Source organism: Kribbella sp. NPDC104218 (genome assembly GCF_055584105.1).
In genome coordinates this window covers 1,260,450-1,276,291 of the sequence record NZ_JBVJMQ010000003.1, presented here as the reverse complement: position 1 = coordinate 1,276,291, position 15,842 = coordinate 1,260,450, and the positions used below count along the sequence as shown (strand labels likewise).

The 15,842-nt window shown below is 70.5% G+C and carries 14 protein-coding genes; 10 read left to right on the top strand and 4 right to left on the bottom strand.

Going from position 1 to position 15,842, the window contains the following annotated elements:
* Positions 1-48 precede the first annotated feature (48 nt).
* Together ACZ6ZD_RS30625 and ACZ6ZD_RS30620 are read right to left on the bottom strand one after the other, a co-directional pair.
* Entirely contained in the window at positions 49-351 is a 303-nt protein-coding gene (locus ACZ6ZD_RS30625) for a DUF4235 domain-containing protein (protein WP_465677385.1), read from the bottom strand.
* Between the two features lie 28 nt (positions 352-379).
* A complete protein-coding gene (locus ACZ6ZD_RS30620) occupies positions 380-835 on the bottom strand; it encodes a DUF3093 domain-containing protein (RefSeq protein ID WP_465677384.1) in 456 nt (151 codons plus the stop codon).
* A gap of 52 nt (positions 836-887) precedes the next feature.
* Between ACZ6ZD_RS30620 and dut the strand changes: the two genes are divergently transcribed.
* From dut to ACZ6ZD_RS30600, 4 genes are all read left to right on the top strand, one after another.
* Positions 888-1,340 (top strand): dUTP diphosphatase, encoded by a 453-nt coding sequence (gene dut / locus ACZ6ZD_RS30615; protein WP_171673665.1) that lies wholly within the window; start codon positions 888-890, stop codon positions 1,338-1,340.
* Positions 1,341-1,418: 78 nt separating this feature from the next.
* A complete protein-coding gene (locus ACZ6ZD_RS30610; RefSeq protein WP_465677383.1) occupies positions 1,419-2,078 on the top strand; it encodes a DUF3710 domain-containing protein in 660 nt (219 codons plus the stop codon).
* Between the two features lie 18 nt (positions 2,079-2,096).
* A complete protein-coding gene (locus ACZ6ZD_RS30605; RefSeq protein ID WP_171673663.1) occupies positions 2,097-2,486 on the top strand; it encodes an OB-fold nucleic acid binding domain-containing protein in 390 nt (129 codons plus the stop codon).
* The gene (locus tag ACZ6ZD_RS30600; RefSeq protein WP_465677382.1) at positions 2,479-3,231 is read left to right on the top strand and encodes a DUF3159 domain-containing protein; all 753 of its coding nucleotides are present in this window, start codon (positions 2,479-2,481) and stop codon (positions 3,229-3,231) included. The genes ACZ6ZD_RS30605 and ACZ6ZD_RS30600 overlap by 8 nt, the downstream gene beginning before the upstream one ends.
* Before the next feature lie 33 nt (positions 3,232-3,264).
* On the opposite strand, the gene ACZ6ZD_RS30595 is transcribed toward ACZ6ZD_RS30600, so the two are convergent.
* Entirely contained in the window at positions 3,265-3,945 is a 681-nt protein-coding gene (locus ACZ6ZD_RS30595; RefSeq protein WP_171673661.1) for a potassium channel family protein, read from the bottom strand.
* Complete coding sequence (locus ACZ6ZD_RS30590) at positions 3,945-4,607, bottom strand: potassium channel family protein (protein WP_465677381.1); 663 nt, start codon at positions 4,605-4,607, stop codon at positions 3,945-3,947. Before ACZ6ZD_RS30590 ends, ACZ6ZD_RS30595 begins: the two co-directional genes overlap by 1 nt.
* Positions 4,608-4,700: 93 nt before the next feature.
* On the opposite strand from ACZ6ZD_RS30590, the gene ACZ6ZD_RS30585 reads away from it, so the two are divergent.
* From ACZ6ZD_RS30585 to ACZ6ZD_RS30560, 6 genes are all read left to right on the top strand, one after another.
* Complete coding sequence (locus tag ACZ6ZD_RS30585; protein ID WP_465677380.1) at positions 4,701-6,731, top strand: APC family permease; 2,031 nt, start codon at positions 4,701-4,703, stop codon at positions 6,729-6,731.
* Positions 6,728-7,897 carry a class I SAM-dependent RNA methyltransferase gene (locus ACZ6ZD_RS30580; RefSeq protein ID WP_465677379.1) on the top strand — a complete coding sequence of 390 codons (1,170 nt, stop codon included), beginning with the start codon at positions 6,728-6,730 and terminating at the stop codon, positions 7,895-7,897. The genes ACZ6ZD_RS30585 and ACZ6ZD_RS30580 overlap by 4 nt, the downstream gene beginning before the upstream one ends.
* 53 nt (positions 7,898-7,950) lie before the next feature.
* Positions 7,951-11,748 carry a hypothetical protein gene (locus tag ACZ6ZD_RS30575; protein WP_465677378.1) on the top strand — a complete coding sequence of 1,266 codons (3,798 nt, stop codon included), beginning with the start codon at positions 7,951-7,953 and terminating at the stop codon, positions 11,746-11,748.
* Positions 11,749-11,758: 10 nt separating this feature from the next.
* A complete protein-coding gene (locus tag ACZ6ZD_RS30570) occupies positions 11,759-12,688 on the top strand; it encodes an LLM class F420-dependent oxidoreductase (RefSeq protein ID WP_465677377.1) in 930 nt (309 codons plus the stop codon).
* Positions 12,689-12,827: 139 nt separating this feature from the next.
* The gene (gene acnA, locus ACZ6ZD_RS30565) at positions 12,828-15,602 is read left to right on the top strand and encodes an aconitate hydratase AcnA (protein WP_465677376.1); all 2,775 of its coding nucleotides are present in this window, start codon (positions 12,828-12,830) and stop codon (positions 15,600-15,602) included.
* Positions 15,602-15,826 (top strand): cold-shock protein, encoded by a 225-nt coding sequence (locus tag ACZ6ZD_RS30560; protein WP_465677375.1) that lies wholly within the window; start codon positions 15,602-15,604, stop codon positions 15,824-15,826. The genes acnA and ACZ6ZD_RS30560 overlap by 1 nt, the downstream gene beginning before the upstream one ends.
* Positions 15,827-15,842: the final 16 nt, after the last annotated feature.

Genomic DNA, 15,842 nt, shown 5'->3' with positions numbered 1-15,842 from the left:
CAGCACGGGACCGTCCCCCTGCGGGGATCGGTCCCGTTGTCATGTCCTCTAGTCGATCTTCTTGACCAGCGCGGACTCGCCGTCCTGCTCCCAGCCGGGCGGCGGGTGACCGGTCGACTTCAGGTAGTACGACGCCGCCTGCCGCTCCGCGAACAGCTTCGCGACCGCCGCGGCCGCGCCGCTGGCCGCCGCCCAGGCCACGACCTCGACGTACCCGCCCTGGCCGTTCTTCGGCGGCTTCCCGCCGGAGCCGACCTTCCAGGCGGTGCTGACCGCCTTGCTCGCGGCCAGCCCCAGCACCACGGTGAACGCGGCCTGGACCAGCTTCCAGCCGAGCTTCGCTCCGACCACAGCAAACCCTCCTAACGACTCCTGACAGTCAGGATCTTCCCACGCTGTGCCCGCTCAGAGCCGCTGCCAAGCGGTCCGGGTGTCGGGTGGCGACCACCCAGTACGGCGCCGGGTCGCGCGGATCGGTGATCGCGACCCGGACGGCGCCGCGCGCGTAGCTGCGGAGCAGGAGGTACGCCTTCGGGTCGCAGTCGCGGCCGAACGCGTTGCGGGCGTCGTCACCGGTCAGAGCCTCGGCAGCGCCGACGTGGGTGAGCTCGATGGTCGCTCGGCCCGCACGGAGCCGTTCGGCGTCCACCTCGACCCGGGCGCCGCCGTACCGGAGCAGCCAGACCAGTAGTAGGACCAGCGCCAGACCGCCGACCACCGCGCCGGCGAGCAGTCCGGCAGGGACGACGGTGATGACGAAGAGCGTGATGACGGCTGCGGCGGAGACGATCCACCAGGACACCGGCACGGTCAGACGTTCGCGGTAGACACCCACGGGACCAGCCTGGCATGCGGCCCGCCGGAACGCGTCGGTAGGGTCGCCTCTCGTGACCGAGGTTCTCATTCAGCGACTCGACCCCGACCTGCCGCTTCCGTCGTACGCGCATCCCGGCGATGCCGGCGCGGACCTGGTGGCGGTCTCCGACATCACCCTGAAGCCCGGCGAACGCGGCCTGGTCGGCACCGGGATCGCGATCGCGCTCCAGGACGGGTACGTCGCCCTGATCCACCCGCGCTCCGGGCTGGCGGCCAAACACGGCGTGTCGATCGTGAACGCCCCGGGCACCGTGGACGCCGGCTACCGCGGCGAGATCAAGGTCTGCCTGATCAATCTGGACCCGCACGCCGAGGTCACGCTCAAGCGCGGCGACCGGATCGCGCAGTTGCTGATCCAGCAGGTGGAGAAGGCGAAGTTCGTCGAGGTGGCCACGCTGCCCGGCTCCGCGCGCGGCGAAGGCGGGTACGGCTCGACCGGCGGCTTCGCCGGTGTGACACGCTGATCAGGTCCGCCCTATGACACCGCCGATGCGCGAGACTACGGCGGCCGTACGAAACGACTCAGGAAGTAGGCAAGGGCTGTGATCTTCCGCCGCAAGGCCAAGAACGAGGAAGAGCCGGGATTCTTCGGCGCCGAGACCGACGGCGCCGCCGAAGAAACGGCGGCGGATGTCGCCGGCGGGCCGTTCGACTCCACCGAGGTGGAGCCGGAGCTGCTCGAGGCCGAGAACCGGATCGACCTGGGCGCGCTGAACATCACCGGGCTGCCGGGGATGGAGCTGCGGCTGCAGGTCGACGAGCAGAGCGGCGCCGTACAGGCGATCCTGCTGGTGCTCGAGGAGTCCGCGCTGGAGCTGCGCGCGTTCGCGGCGCCGAAGAAGAGCGGGATCTGGGACGAGGTCCGTCAGGAGATCGCCGACGAGGCGAACCGGATGGGCGGCTCGGCGACCGAGACCGAGGGCCCGTTCGGCACCGAGCTGGTGCTGGTCGTCCCGGTCGAGGACCCGGACGGCAAGATCTACAGCCAGACCTCGCGGGTGATCGGCGTGGACGGGCCGCGCTGGCTGCTCCGGGCGACCGTGCTCGGCCGCGCCGCCGTCGACGCCGAGGCCGCGCCGCCGCTGGAGGAGACGCTGCGCCAGGTCGTCGTCGTCCGCGGTACGGAGCCGATGGCGGTCCGCGAATCGCTGCCGCTGACGCTCCCGCCCGGCTCGGAACCGATCGAGCCCGACGAGGCCTGACGGACTACACTCGACCTCATGGGTAGCGACAAACCCGCCGGCCTGTTCCGGCGGGCCTTCCGGGGGCTGGCCGGGGACCGGGACCAGCAGGACGCCGAGGTCCTCCGCGACTACGCGCAGGACTGCGGCGCGCGGTCCATCACCGGCTGTCGCGACCGTGAGGTCGTCACGTTGTACGGCACGTTGCGCACGATCACGTTCAGCCCACGAGGCGGCGTACCTGCACTGGAGGGTGAGTTGTACGACGGCACCGGCACGGTGAAGCTGGTCTGGCTCGGCCGGCGCAAGATCGCGGGGATCCACCCGGGATCGGAGCTGACGGCCTCGGGCCGGATCGGCGTCGTCGACGGCGACCGGGTGATGTTCAACCCGCGCTACGAGCTGCGTCCGACGGCAGCCCATGGCTGAGCGGACGGAACAGCCGAAGAAGACCGGCTCGAAGCAGGTCCTCGGCTGGCTCGGCACCCTGGCCGATATCGGCCTGCCCTGGATCGCCTTCACGGTCGCCTACGCGGTCACCGACCACGACCTGAAGCTGTCGCTGATCATCGCGCTCTCGACGGCGGGCCTGGTCGGCCTGGTCCGGCTGATCCGTAAGCAGCCGATCGCGAACGTGATCGGCGGCGTCTTCGGCGTCGGCCTGTCCGCGTTCGTCGCCAGCCGGACCGGTCAGGCCGAGGACGTCTTCCTGCCCGGCATCCTGATGAACTGCGGCTGGTTCGTCCTCTACGCGCTCACGATCGTCATCCGGTACCCGCTGATCGGCCTGTTGTACGGCGCGGTCACGCAGACCTGGCTGGCCTGGCGGCGCGACCCGGAGCTCTACCGGGCGCTGAACCGGGTGACGCTGCTGCTCACCGCCCAGATCGGCGTCCGGCTGGCGATCATGGTCCCGCTCTACCTGGCCGACAACGTCAGCGCGCTCGGCGTCGCCAAGGTCGCGCTCGGCCTGCCCTTCTACGGGCTGACCGTCTGGGTCGGGTACATCGTTCTCCGCAGCTCGCTGTCGGCGGACAAGTGGGAAGAGGTCAAGGAGAACTTCACCCACATGCTCAAGGGCACCCAGCCGACCCCGCCGCCGGTCCAGGACAAGGTCCAGGACGAGGTCCGGGACGAGCAGAAGACCGAAGCGCCGGCCGCCAAGACCGACTGAAAAGGGCGGGGCGCTGCGGCCCCGCCCAATCGGTCAGCTGTTGTTCCGCCGGTGGTGATGCGGGGAGAGCATGTCTTCGAGCTGCTCCTCGGTCTCGTCGGCCGCGACGAACAGCAGCTCGTCGTTCATCTCGAGCGTGCCCTCGGCGTCCGGGCGGAGCACGCGGCCCTCGCGCAGGATGACGACCAGCGCGGTGTCCAGCGGCCAGTCGATGTCGCCGACCCGCTGGCCGACCATCGGGGAGTCCTCGGGCAGGGTGAGCTCGACCAGGTTCGCGTCGCCCTGGCGGAACGTGAACAGGCGGACCAGGTCGCCGACCGAGACGGCCTCCTCGACCAGCGCGGACATGATCCGCGGCGTCGACACCGAGACGTCGACGCCCCAGGCCTCGTTGAACATCCACTCGTTGCGCGGGTGGTTGACCCGGGCAACCGTCCGCGGGACGCCGAACTCGGTCTTGGCCAGCAGCGAGACGACCAGGTTGACCTTGTCGTCACCGGTGCTCGCGATCGCCACCTGGCAGCGCTGCAGGGCCGCCTCCTCCAGCGAGGACAGCTCGCAGGCGTCGGCCAGCAGCCACTCCGCGCGCGGCACCGACTCGGCCTTGATCGCCCGCGGGTCCTTGTCGATCAGCAGCACCTCGTGGCCGTTGTCCAGCAGCTCGGCCGCGATCGAGCGGCCGACCTGACCCGCACCGGCGATGGCTACCCGCATCACAGCTCCTCAGGCTTGGCGCCGAGCTGGGACTCGATCTTGGCGGCGTCCCGCTCCAGCATCACGACGTGCACCAGGTCACCCTCCTGGATGACCGTGTCGGCCCGGGGCAGCACGCCCTCGCCGAGCCGGGTCAGGAACGCGACCCGGGCGCCGGTGGCCTTCTCGATGTCGAAGGCGAGCCGGCCGACCCACTGCGCGTTCACGTGCACCTCGGCGAGCCGGACGGTGCCGGACGGATCGCGCCACTCCGGCTCCGAACCCTCGGGCAGCAGCCGGCGCATCATCTGGTCGACGGTCCACTTGACCGTGCCGACCGTGGGGATGCCGAGCCGCTGGTAGACCTCGGCGCGGCCCGGGTCGTAGATCCGGGCGACGACGTTGCCGATGCCGAAGTTCTCCCGGGCGACGCGCGCGGCCAGGATGTTGGAGTTGTCGCCGTTCGAGACGGCGGCGAAGGCCTCGGCGCGCTCGATCCCGGCGTCGATCAGCACCTCGCGGTCGAACCCCATCCCGGTCACCGTACGGCCGGTGAAGTTCGGGCTGAGCCGGCGGAACGAGTCGGCGGACTGGTCGATGATCGCGACCGTGTGGCCGCGTTTCTCCAGGGTTCTCGCCAGCGTCGACCCGACGCGTCCGCACCCCATGATGACGACGTGCACTCGCTGCTCACTCCTTGCCCCAACGGGGCCGCTGTGTCGGTTCGGCAGGGATAGACGCTACAGGAGACCGGGCCTCCCTCTAACATCCTCGGTGTGACTCCCGCTCTCGGCGACATCGGCAAACGGCTGCTGCTCGGTCGCAAACTGCGCAGCACCCAGCTGGGCGAGACGCTGCTGCCCAAGCGCATCGCGCTGCCGGTGTTCGCCAGTGACGCTCTGTCGTCGGTCGCCTACGCCCCGGACGAGATCTTCCTGACGCTGTCGATCGCCGGCCTGGCCGCGCTGACGATCTCCTGGAAGATCTCGCTCGCGGTCGCCGTCGTCCTGGTTGTCGTGGTGCTGTCCTACCGGCAGAACGTGCACGCCTACCCGTCCGGCGGCGGTGACTACGAGGTCGCCAACACCAACCTCGGCCCGACCGCCGGCCTGACCGTGGCCAGTGCGCTGCTGGTCGACTACGTGCTCACCGTCGCGGTGTCGATCTCGTCGGCCGCGCAGTACGCGGCGTCCGCGATCCCGGCGCTGGAGGGGCATCAGGTGACGGTCGCGGTGGTCGCGATCTTGTTCCTGACCACGATGAACCTGCGCGGCGTCCGCGAATCCGGCGCCGCGTTCGCGATCCCGACGTACATCTTCATGTTCACCATCCTCGGGATGGCGGCCTGGGGGTTCGGGCGGATGCTGTTCGGGGAGTTGCCGGAGGCATCCAGCGCGAGTTACGACATCGCCGCCGAGGGGCAGTTCGCGCAGGGCGCCAGCGGTCTGGCGATGGCGTTCCTGGTCCTGCGGGCGTTCTCGTCGGGCTGTGCGGCGCTGACCGGGGTCGAGGCGATCAGCAACGGCGTCCCGGCGTTCAAGAAGCCGAAGAGCCGGAACGCGGCGACCACGCTGGCGCTGCTCGGGTCGATCTCGATCCTGATGGTGATCAGCGTCGTGACGCTGGCCAACGTGATGAAGGTGCGCTTCGTCGAGGACCCGGCGCACCAGCTGTCCAGGGACGGCGTCCCGGTCGGGGCCGACTTCCACCAGGACCCGGTGATCGGCCAGCTGGCCAAGGGGATCTTCGACCACTTCTCACCCGGTTTCTACCTGGTCGCCGCGGCCACCGGCATCATCTTGGTGCTGGCCGCGAACACCGCGTTCAACGGGTTCCCGGTGCTCGGGTCGATCCTGGCCCGCGACGGCTACCTGCCGCGCCAGCTGCACACCCGCGGCGACCGGCTCGCGTTCAGCAACGGCATCATCATCCTGGCCGGGTTCGCGATCGTGCTGATCGTCGCGTTCGACGCCGAGGTGACCAAGCTGATCCAGCTCTACATCGTCGGGGTGTTCGTCTCGTTCACGATCAGCCAGACCGGCATGGTCCGGCACTGGACGCGGCTGCTCCGCGACGAGCAGGACCCAGCCGCCCGGGCGCGGATGCTGCGCTCGCGGGTGATCAACGCGGTCGGGCTGACGCTGACCGGCATCGTCCTGATCATCGTGCTGATCACGAAGTTCCTGCTCGGCGCCTACATCGCGATCATCGCGATGGCCGCGCTGTTCCTGATGATGAAGGGGATCCGGCGGCACTACGAGACGGTGCGCAAGCAGACGGCCGTCGAGGGTGACGAGACGCTGATGCTGCCGTCCCGGGTGCATGCGATCGTGCTGGTCTCGAAACTGCACAAGCCGACGCTGCGGGCGCTGGCCTTCGCCAAGGCCACCCGGCCGTACACGGTCGAGGCTGTCACGGTGGACGTCGACCGCGACGAGTCGGACGCGCTGCAGGCCGACTGGGAGCGGCTGGGCATTCCGATCCCGCTGAAGCGGCTGGCGTCGCCGTACCGGGAGATCACCCGGCCGATCCTGCAGTACGTGCGGGACATCCGCCGGCAGTCGCCGCGGGACGTGGTGACCGTCTACATCCCTGAGTACGTCGTCGGTCACTGGTGGGAGCACATCCTGCACAACCAGTCCGCGCTGCGGCTGAAGGGGCGTCTCTTGTTCACACCTGGTGTGATGGTTACGTCCGTTCCGTACCAGCTGATCTCGTCCCAGGCGGCTGAGGAGCGGCAGGACCGCGAGGATCGAGTGGCCGGGCAGGTACGCCGGGGCCCCCGTAAGACATCAGGAGATCGGTGACAGGCGACAACATCGTCGGGACGGTAGTAGAGCTCGAAGTCGGCCCGGTGGCCCACGGCGGCCACTGCGTCGCCCGGCACGAGGGCCAGGTCGTGTTCGTCCGGCACGCGTTACCCGGTGAGCTGGTGCATGCCCGCGTCACCGAGCAGACTACGAAGTACCTGCGGGCGGACGCCGTCCAGGTGCTGACACCGTCACCGCAGCGGATCGAGCCGCCCTGCCCGCACGCCGGGCCGGGGCTCTGCGGCGGCTGCGACTTCCAGCACGCCAACATCGTCGAGCAGCGCCGGCTGAAGTCGACCGTCGTGTCGGACACGTTGCGGCGCATCGGCGGGATCGAGCGGACCGTGGTGATGGAGTCGCCCGGTGACGAAGGGCTGGGCTGGCGGACGCGCAACCGGTACGCCGTTGTGGACGGACGGCCCGGAATGTACGCACACCGGTCCCACGAGCTCATCCCGGTGGACAAGTGTCTGATCGCTCATCCGGAGACGCCTGACGTTCTGGCGGAGCGCTGGCCGGAGGCGTCGTACGTACGCGCTGTTGTCTCGTCTGAGGGCAAGACCGCCGTACTGACCGACAAGGAGCCGGGTGGGCGCGTTGTCGAGGTCGTACGGAACAGGCGGTTTCGGGTGGAGGCAGGTGGCTTCTGGCAGGCGCATCCGGCCGCGCCCGAGACACTGGTGGACGCCGTCCTCGGTGGGCTGGAGCCGGTCGCGGGGGAGACGGCTCTGGACCTCTACTCGGGGGTGGGGTTGTTTGCGGCGTTCCTGGCCGAGGCTGGGTGCGCTGTGCTCGCTGTCGAGGGTGACAAGGACGCAGTGAAGAACGCGCGCCGCAACCTGCACGATCTGCCGGCGGTGACGCTGGAACAGGGTGATGTGGACCGCGTGCTGAACACAGCGGCCGGAAAGGGGCTGGAGCGGGTCGACCTGGTCGTCCTGGACCCGCCTCGGACCGGTGCGGGCAAGGACGTCGTACGACGGATCGCAGCGCTGTCGCCACGCAAGGTGGCGTACGTGGCGTGCGACCCGGCGGCGCTGGCGCGGGATCTGAAGACGTTCGGGCGGCTGGGCTACGGGGTCGCGTCGCTGCGGGCGTTCGATTTGTTCGGGATGACGCACCACATCGAGTGCGTGGCCATTCTGGAACCTGTAGACAGCTAGTGCGGTGCCTCAGGTAGCGTTCGGGGCTGGATTCCAATGCGCTGGAGACCTGTATGCCGCTCGTTGACCTGGACGACCCGGAGGAGTTGCGCGCTCGCTGGAGCGCCCTCGCCGCGGTCTCCCATGCCACCGGTTTCGACCGCCGGTGGTACGCCGATGCCGACGGCTACCACCACCAGGACGAGACCGGATCGATCCTGCGGCTGATCCGGCTCGACGGCCGGGCCGTGCTGTTCGGCCACCAGACGCAGCACAGTCAGACCACCGGATCCGACCTGCTGGCCGGCTCGCCCGAGTGGATCGGCCAGCCCGAGGTCCAGCGGCGGCAGGCGGCTGGGGAGCTCGGCTTCGTGTACGGCGCCTTCAACGGGACGTGGGCGCGCGCGGCGTACCCGGGTGACCCGTGGGAGCCGGTGCCGGACGGCTTCCTCGAGATCGGCGGCTGGATCTCCTCCGAGGAGGACTCCGCCCGCGAGATGGTCGAGTGGGTCGCGGAGTGGGCCGACTACCTCGGTGGGCTCGACGAGCTGGTGCCGTACGGCGTCCAGCTGATCCGGTCCGACCTCACGGCCGAGGCGCTGGCGGCGTTCTTCGCGCCGTTCCGGATCGACCCGCGGTCGCCGGTGCAGCCCGATGTGCCGGCTGGGGTCGCTGCGGCGCGTGCGTTCAGCGTTGCGGTCGCGGAAAGTTTTGCCTCCGCGCCTGACGTACCCCCGGTCTCGGTCGTTGAGCCTGTCGTGACCGGAGTTCCCAGCGGGCCGACCGCGCCCGAAGACGAGTCGTACGTCGTCCCGCCGGGGATCAGCCCGTTCACCGGCCAGCCGATCGAGACCGATTCGCCGGCGGCGTACCAGCAGGTCCCGTACCGCGCCGAGCGCGACGACGAGTACGGCGTCGTCGCCAAGAAGCAGGGCTGGCTGCGCCGCCGCAAGCAGGACGACGAGCCGGCCCCCGAGCCGCCGCCCGCCGCCGCCCCGGCCCCCGGCGCCTACCTGCCGCCCAACGTCCCCGACCGCGGCCTGCCCTACCAGCAGCTCCCCTCCCAAGAGCCTCCGCGCGTAGGCGGCGGCGTCCACGAAGGCGACGACTTCTACGCCAGCCTCTTCGCCGACGCCCCCGCTGCCACCCCGCCCCAGCCCGACGACGCCGACTTCGAAACCGCCGAACAACCCGGCTGGTCCGACCAAGACGCCACCGCCGAACACACCGTCCCCGCCTGGGACGGCCCCGGCTGGGTCAACGGCCAATGGGTAGAAGCCCAGCCCGAACCCCCCGTCCCCAACAGCCCCTTCGCCCCCCAGCCACCCCCCACCGAGCCGACCGACACCGCGCCAGGCAGCCCCTTCGCGCCCCAAGCGGCTCCCGCGGAGCCGGCCGACACTGCGCCGGCCAGCCCGTTCGCTACGCGGGCAGGTGCCGCGGAGCGGGCCGACGCCGCGCCGGGTAGTCCGTTTGCGCCGCAGGCGGCTTCCGGGGAGCCGGCTGATGCTGCGCCGGGTAGTCCGTTTGCGCCGCAGGCGGCTTCCGGGGAGTCGGCCGAGGCTGCGGTGGGTAGTCCGTTTGTGGCGCGGGCGACTGTGGGTGGTGCGGAGGACGACGATGCTCCGACGGCGGAGATCGCGGCTGTGCAGCTCGACGGGGAGCCGGAGTCGTTCGGTGGGCCGTCGCCGTTCGCGGGGCCCTCGCCGTTCGCCCGCCCGGCACCGGAGAGCGCGGACGCTTACCTCGGGGACGAGACTGCCGAGTTCGTTCCGTTCGACGCCGACGACACCGCTGAACGCCCGCAGGCGCAGGTCGACCCGCAGCCCTGGCCCCAGCCGCAGCCCGAGCCGTGGCCGCAACCCCAGCCGAACCCGGCCCCCTGGCCGCAGCCCACCGACCCCCACCCGGCCCCGGAGCCCTACCCGGCTCCCACCCCGCACCCGGCTCCCACTCCCGAGCCGACACCGGACCCCGGGCCCTACCCGACGCCGGAGCCGTCGCCCGAGCCCGATCCGGCTCCGCAGCCGTCCCCGGCCCCCATGCCGACGCCAGACCCCACACCGGGGCCAGACCCCACGCCGACGCCGGTCCCGGCGCCCGACCCGGATCGCGAGCCGTTCCCGGAGCCGTCGCCGAACCCGGTGCCCACGCCTGAGCCGACCCCGGAGCCGTACCCCGCGCCCGTCCCGGAGCCGGAACCGAGCCCTGAGCCCGCCCCGATTCCACCGCCCGAGCCGATCCCGGGCGTCCCCTCCGACGACGCCCCCACCGGCGAGATCCCCGCCGTCCTCTCCGACGACAACCCGACCGGTGAGACGCCGGCCGTCGGGTCCGACGCTCCGGCGGCGTACACGCATTCGTCGGCCCTCGACACGCCGCACCCGGCACCGCGGTGGCGGATGGACGAGGCGGACGCCGAGTCGCGCTGGGAGGCGCCCGAGCAGCAGGCGTGGTCGGACGACGACGAGACGGGTGTGGTGCCGGCGGTCGCGGCCGAGTGGTTGGAGGATGAGCCGACCGGTCTGATGGAAGCCGTCTTCGACGAGCCCTCATCGGACGCCGACACCCCAGCAACCACCCAGCACACCGAAACCACCCCCGACCCGCAGCACCGCGAAACCAGCGCCGACCCGCAGCTCGCCGAGACCAGCGCCGAACCGCAGGACGCCGACCCCGCGGAGGCGCCAAAGTCTGACGAGCCCGGCGAGCCGGCGCAGTACGACGAACCCGACGAGTACGCCGAGGCCGCACCAGCAGCGCAATACGACGACCCTGCCGAGGCGATGGAGCGGCAGGGCGGGGGAGTGCCGGCGGCGCGGGCGGGGCAGGAGCGTGATCCGGGCGGGCTGGCTGGACCGGTGCGGCAGTACGGCGAACCGGCCGAGTACCCCGAGGCCGCACCGGCAGCGCAGTACGACGAACCCGGTGAGCCCGTGGCGTATGCCGGGGCGGCACCGGGAGCGCAGTACGACGAGCCTTCTGAGACCTCACCTGCGCCGCAGTACGGCGGGCCTGCGGCCTCACCTGCAGCGCAGTTCGGCGAGCCCGGCGAGCCGGCGGCGTATGCCGAGGCTGCACCGGCGCCGCAGTACGGCGAGCCTGCTGAGGCCTCACCTGCAGCGCAGTACGACCAACCCAGCGAGCCCGCGGCGTATGCCGGGGCTGCACCGGCACCGCAGTACGACGAACCCGCCGCGTACGCCGGGGGCTCGCTGGAGCCGCGGCATGAGGAGCCCGCGGAGTACGCCCCTCAGTACGACCGGCCGAAGCAGCCCGAGCAGCTGGTAGAGCCGGGGTATGTTGCGGCGGCTGAGGGGGCGGTGGTGGCTGCGCTTGGGGGGATGTCTATTCCTGGGCTGGGTGTGATGGCGGACGCTCCGGGGGTGGAGTTGGTGCCGGGGTCGCTGGAGGAGGCGATGCGGGCGGAGGTGGAGCGGCCGCGGCCGCGGCCGGGGGAGACTGCGGCGTTCGAGGCTCTGCACGAGTGGTGCCGGGCGCGGACGAAGGTGGTGCCGTCGGGGTTCACGATTCAGGTGCAGGTGCTGGATCCGGCGGCGCCGTCGTACCGGTTCGATCTGGAGCCGCCGGAGGTGGACGACCCGGAGCTCGCGGCCGACAAGCTGAGCGGGCTGCTGGGGGACCTGTGGCTGACGGAGTCGCAGGGGGAGCAGGGCGGCTGGCTGTTCGCGCGGATCGACACCGCCGGCCGGACGCTGCGGATCGACCGCTGGTACGACCAGGTGCCCGAGTGGTGGGACAACCCGGTCGAGCCGCGGCTCGACGTCCACGGGCTGGTCCGGCGGCTGAACGCGCGCGACCAGCAGTGGCAGCCGACCTATCTCGGAAAGCTGTACACGACCGCGGGATAACGTTGTCCGCATGCTTCTCAGGATCTTCATCGAACCCCAGCAAGGCGCCACGTACGACGACCAGCTCGCGGTCGCCCGGAAGACCGAGGAGAACGGCTTCGACGCGTTCTTCCGCTCCGACCACTATCTCGTGATGGGCCCGAACGACGGTCTGCCCGGCCCGACCGACTCGTGGATCACGCTGGCCGGCCTGGCCCGTGAGACCAGCACGATCAAACTCGGCACGCTGGTCAGCTCGGCCACCTTCCGTAACCCGGGCGTCCTCGCGATCAGCGTCGCCCAGGTCGACCAGATGAGCGGCGGCCGGGTCGAGCTCGGCCTCGGCGCCGGCTGGTACGAGGCCGAGCACCAGGCCTACGCGATCGACTTCCCGGACACGCCGGGCCGCTTCGACCGGTTCAGCGAGCAGCTGGAGCTGATCACCGGGCTGTGGGCGACGCCGGTGGGGGAGAAGTACAGCTTCAGCGGCGAGCAGTACCGGATCACCGACTCCCCGGCCCTCCCGAAGCCGGTCCAGGAGAACCTGCCGATCATCATCGGCGGCGCCGGCAAGAAGCGCACGCCCGCGCTGGCCGCGCAGTACGCCGCCGAGTTCAACGCCGGCTTCAAGACGGTCGAGGACACCGCCGTCCTGTTCCAGCGGGTCCAGGCGGCCTGCGCCGAGCGCGGCCGCGACCCGAAGACCCTGGCGCTGTCGACCGCGCACACCGTCGTCGTCGGCAAGGACGACGCGCAGGTCAAGCAGCGGGCGGAGGCGATCGGCCGCGACCTCGGCGAGCTCAAGAGCAACCACATCGCCGGTACGCCGGCCGAGGTCGTCGACCGGCTCGGTGAGTTCGCGGCCGCGGGCTCGCAGCGCCAGTACGTCCAGATCATGGATCTGCAGGATCTGGACCACCTCGATCTGATCGCCGCGGAGGTGCTCCCGCAGGTGAGGTGAGCCTCAGTGGCTCGATGTCGTGTATCTTGATATCGAGAGACTTCCCGCCGCGAGGTTAGGTTTACCTGACCTCGCGGCCGGGCCGGGGGCCCGGGAGGATGGGCCCCAGCGGAACTGGACCGGATAGAGGAGCAGGTTGATGGCGAGCGTCGACAGCTTCGGTGCCAAGGGTGCACTCGAGGTCAACGGACAGTCGTACGAGATCTTCAGGTTGGCGGGTATCGAGGGGGCGCGGACGCTGCCCTACTCCCTCAAGGTGCTGCTGGAGAACCTGCTGCGGACCGAGGACGGCGCGAACATCACCGCCGACCACATCCGCAAACTCGGCAGCTGGGACCAGAACGCGGCTCCGGACACGGAGATCCAGTTCACCCCCGCCCGGGTGATCATGCAGGACTTCACCGGCGTGCCGTGTGTCGTCGACCTGGCCACGATGCGCGAGGCCGTGGCCGAGCTCGGCGGCGACCCGACCAAGATCAACCCGCTGGCGCCGGCCGAGCTCGTCATCGACCACTCGGTGATCATCGACGTCTTCGGCCGCCAGGACGCCTTCGAGCGCAACGTCGAGCTGGAGTACGGCCGGAACAAGGAGCGCTACCAGTTCCTGCGCTGGGGCCAGACCGCGTTCGACGAGTTCAAGGTCGTCCCGCCCGGCACCGGCATCGTCCACCAGGTCAACATCGAGCACCTGGCCCGCACGGTGATGGTCCGCAACGGTCAGGCCTACCCCGACACCTGCGTCGGCACCGACAGCCACACCACGATGGTGAACGGCCTCGGCGTCCTCGGCTGGGGCGTCGGCGGTATCGAGGCCGAGGCCGCGATGCTCGGCCAGCCGGTCAGCATGCTGATCCCGCGCGTCGTCGGCTTCAAGCTCACCGGCTCGGTGCCGACCGGCGTGACCGCGACGGACGTCGTCCTGACCATCACCCAGATGCTGCGCAAGCACGGCGTGGTCGGCAAGTTCGTCGAGTTCTACGGTGACGGCGTCGGCGCCGTCCCGCTGGCCAACCGCGCCACCATCGGCAACATGAGCCCGGAGTTCGGCTCCACCGCGGCGATGTTCCCGATCGACGACATCACGCTGGACTACCTGCGCCTGACCGGCCGCGCCGACCAGGACGTCGCCCTGGTCGAGGCGTACGCCAAGGAGCAGGGCCTGTGGCACGACCCGGCGGTCGAGCCGCGGTTCTCGGAGTACCTCGAGCTGGACCTGTCCACCGTCGTCCCGTCGATCGCCGGCCCGAAGCGCCCGCAGGACCGGATCGAGCTGAGCAAGGCCAAGGAGTCCTTCCGCGGCGTGCTCGGCGACTACGCGACCGAGGAGCTGGACGTCGACCCGTCGGAGACCGGGAGCTTCCCGGCCAGCGACGCGCCGAACGGGCACGGTCACGTCGACGACAACCCGCACACCGCGCCGCAGAAGGCCGACCGGCCGACCAAGAAGACCAAGATCACCCTCGAGGGCCAGGAGGTCGAGCTCGACCACGGTCACGTCGTGATCGCCTCGATCACCTCCTGCACCAACACCTCGAACCCGTCGGTCATGCTGGCCGCCGCGCTGCTCGCGAAGAACGCGGTCGACAAGGGCCTCGCGTCCAAGCCGTGGGTGAAGACGTCGCTGGCCCCGGGCTCGAAGGTCGTCACCGACTACTACGAGAAGGCCGGCGTCACGCCGTACCTGGAGAAGCTCGGCTTCCACCTGGTCGGCTACGGCTGCACGACCTGTATCGGTAACTCCGGCCCGCTGCCGGAGGCCGTCTCGGCCGGCGTCCAGGAGGCCGACCTGGCCGTCGTGTCGGTGCTCTCCGGCAACCGGAACTTCGAGGGCCGGATCAACCCCGACGTCAAGATGAACTACCTGGCCAGCCCGCCGCTGGTGATCGCCTACGCGCTGGCCGGCACGATGGACTTCGACTTCGAGACCGATGCCCTGGGCAAGGACACCGACGGCAACGACGTGTTCCTCAAGGACATCTGGCCGAGCGCGGCCGAGGTGGAGAGCGTGATCGCCACCTCGATCACCAAGGAGATGTTCACCAAGGACTACGCCGATGTGTTCGCCGGTGACGAGCGCTGGCAGTCGCTGCCGACGCCCGAGGGCAAGACCTTCGAGTGGGACGCCGAGTCGACGTACGTGCGCAAGCCTCCGTACTTCGAGGGGATGGCGCACGAGCCGTCGCCGGTCACCGACATCTCCGGCGCCCGGGTGCTGGCCAAGCTCGGCGACTCGGTCACCACCGACCACATCTCGCCCGCGGGCGCGATCAAGGCCGACAGCCCGGCCGGCAAGTACCTGGCTGAGCACAACGTCGACCGCAAGGACTTCAACTCCTACGGCTCCCGCCGCGGTAACCACGAGGTGATGATCCGCGGCACGTTCGCGAACATCCGCCTGCGCAACCAGATCGCCCCCGGCACCGAGGGCGGTTTCACCCGCGACTTCACCCAGGACGACGCGCCCGTCACGACGATCTACGACGCCGCGCAGTCGTACGCCGCCCAGGACACCAAGCTGGTCATCCTGGCCGGCAAGGAGTACGGCTCGGGCTCCTCGCGGGACTGGGCCGCCAAGGGGACGGCGCTGCTCGGCGTCCGCGCCGTGATCACGGAGTCCTTCGAGCGGATCCACCGCTCGAACCTGATCGGCATGGGCGTCCTGCCGCTGCAGTACCCCGAGGGTGAGAGCGCCGAGTCGCTGGGCCTGACCGGCGAGGAGACGTTCGACTTCACCGGCGTCACCGTCCTCAACGAGGGCACGATCCCGCGGACCGTCCACGTCACCGCCACCGCGCCCGACGGCTCGGTCAAGGAGTTCGACGCGGTCGTCCGGATCGACACCCCCGGTGAGGCCGACTACTACCGCAACGGCGGCATCCTGCAGTACGTCCTCCGCTCGCTGATCGCGAGCTGATGACCCACGGCTCGGACGACGCCGTCGTCCGCAGCTGGCAGGTCGACGAGGGCTGGGGCGTGCTGGACTGCCCCAGCACTCCCGGCGGCTGCTGGTCGCACTTCTCGGCGATCGACGCGCCCGGCTTCCGCTCACTCACCCCGGGCGACCGGGTCCAGCTCGAGTGGGAGTCCGGCGAGCAGGACGGCTACGACTACCGCGCCGTCCGCATCCGGACGAACTGAACAAGGGCCGGTCGGA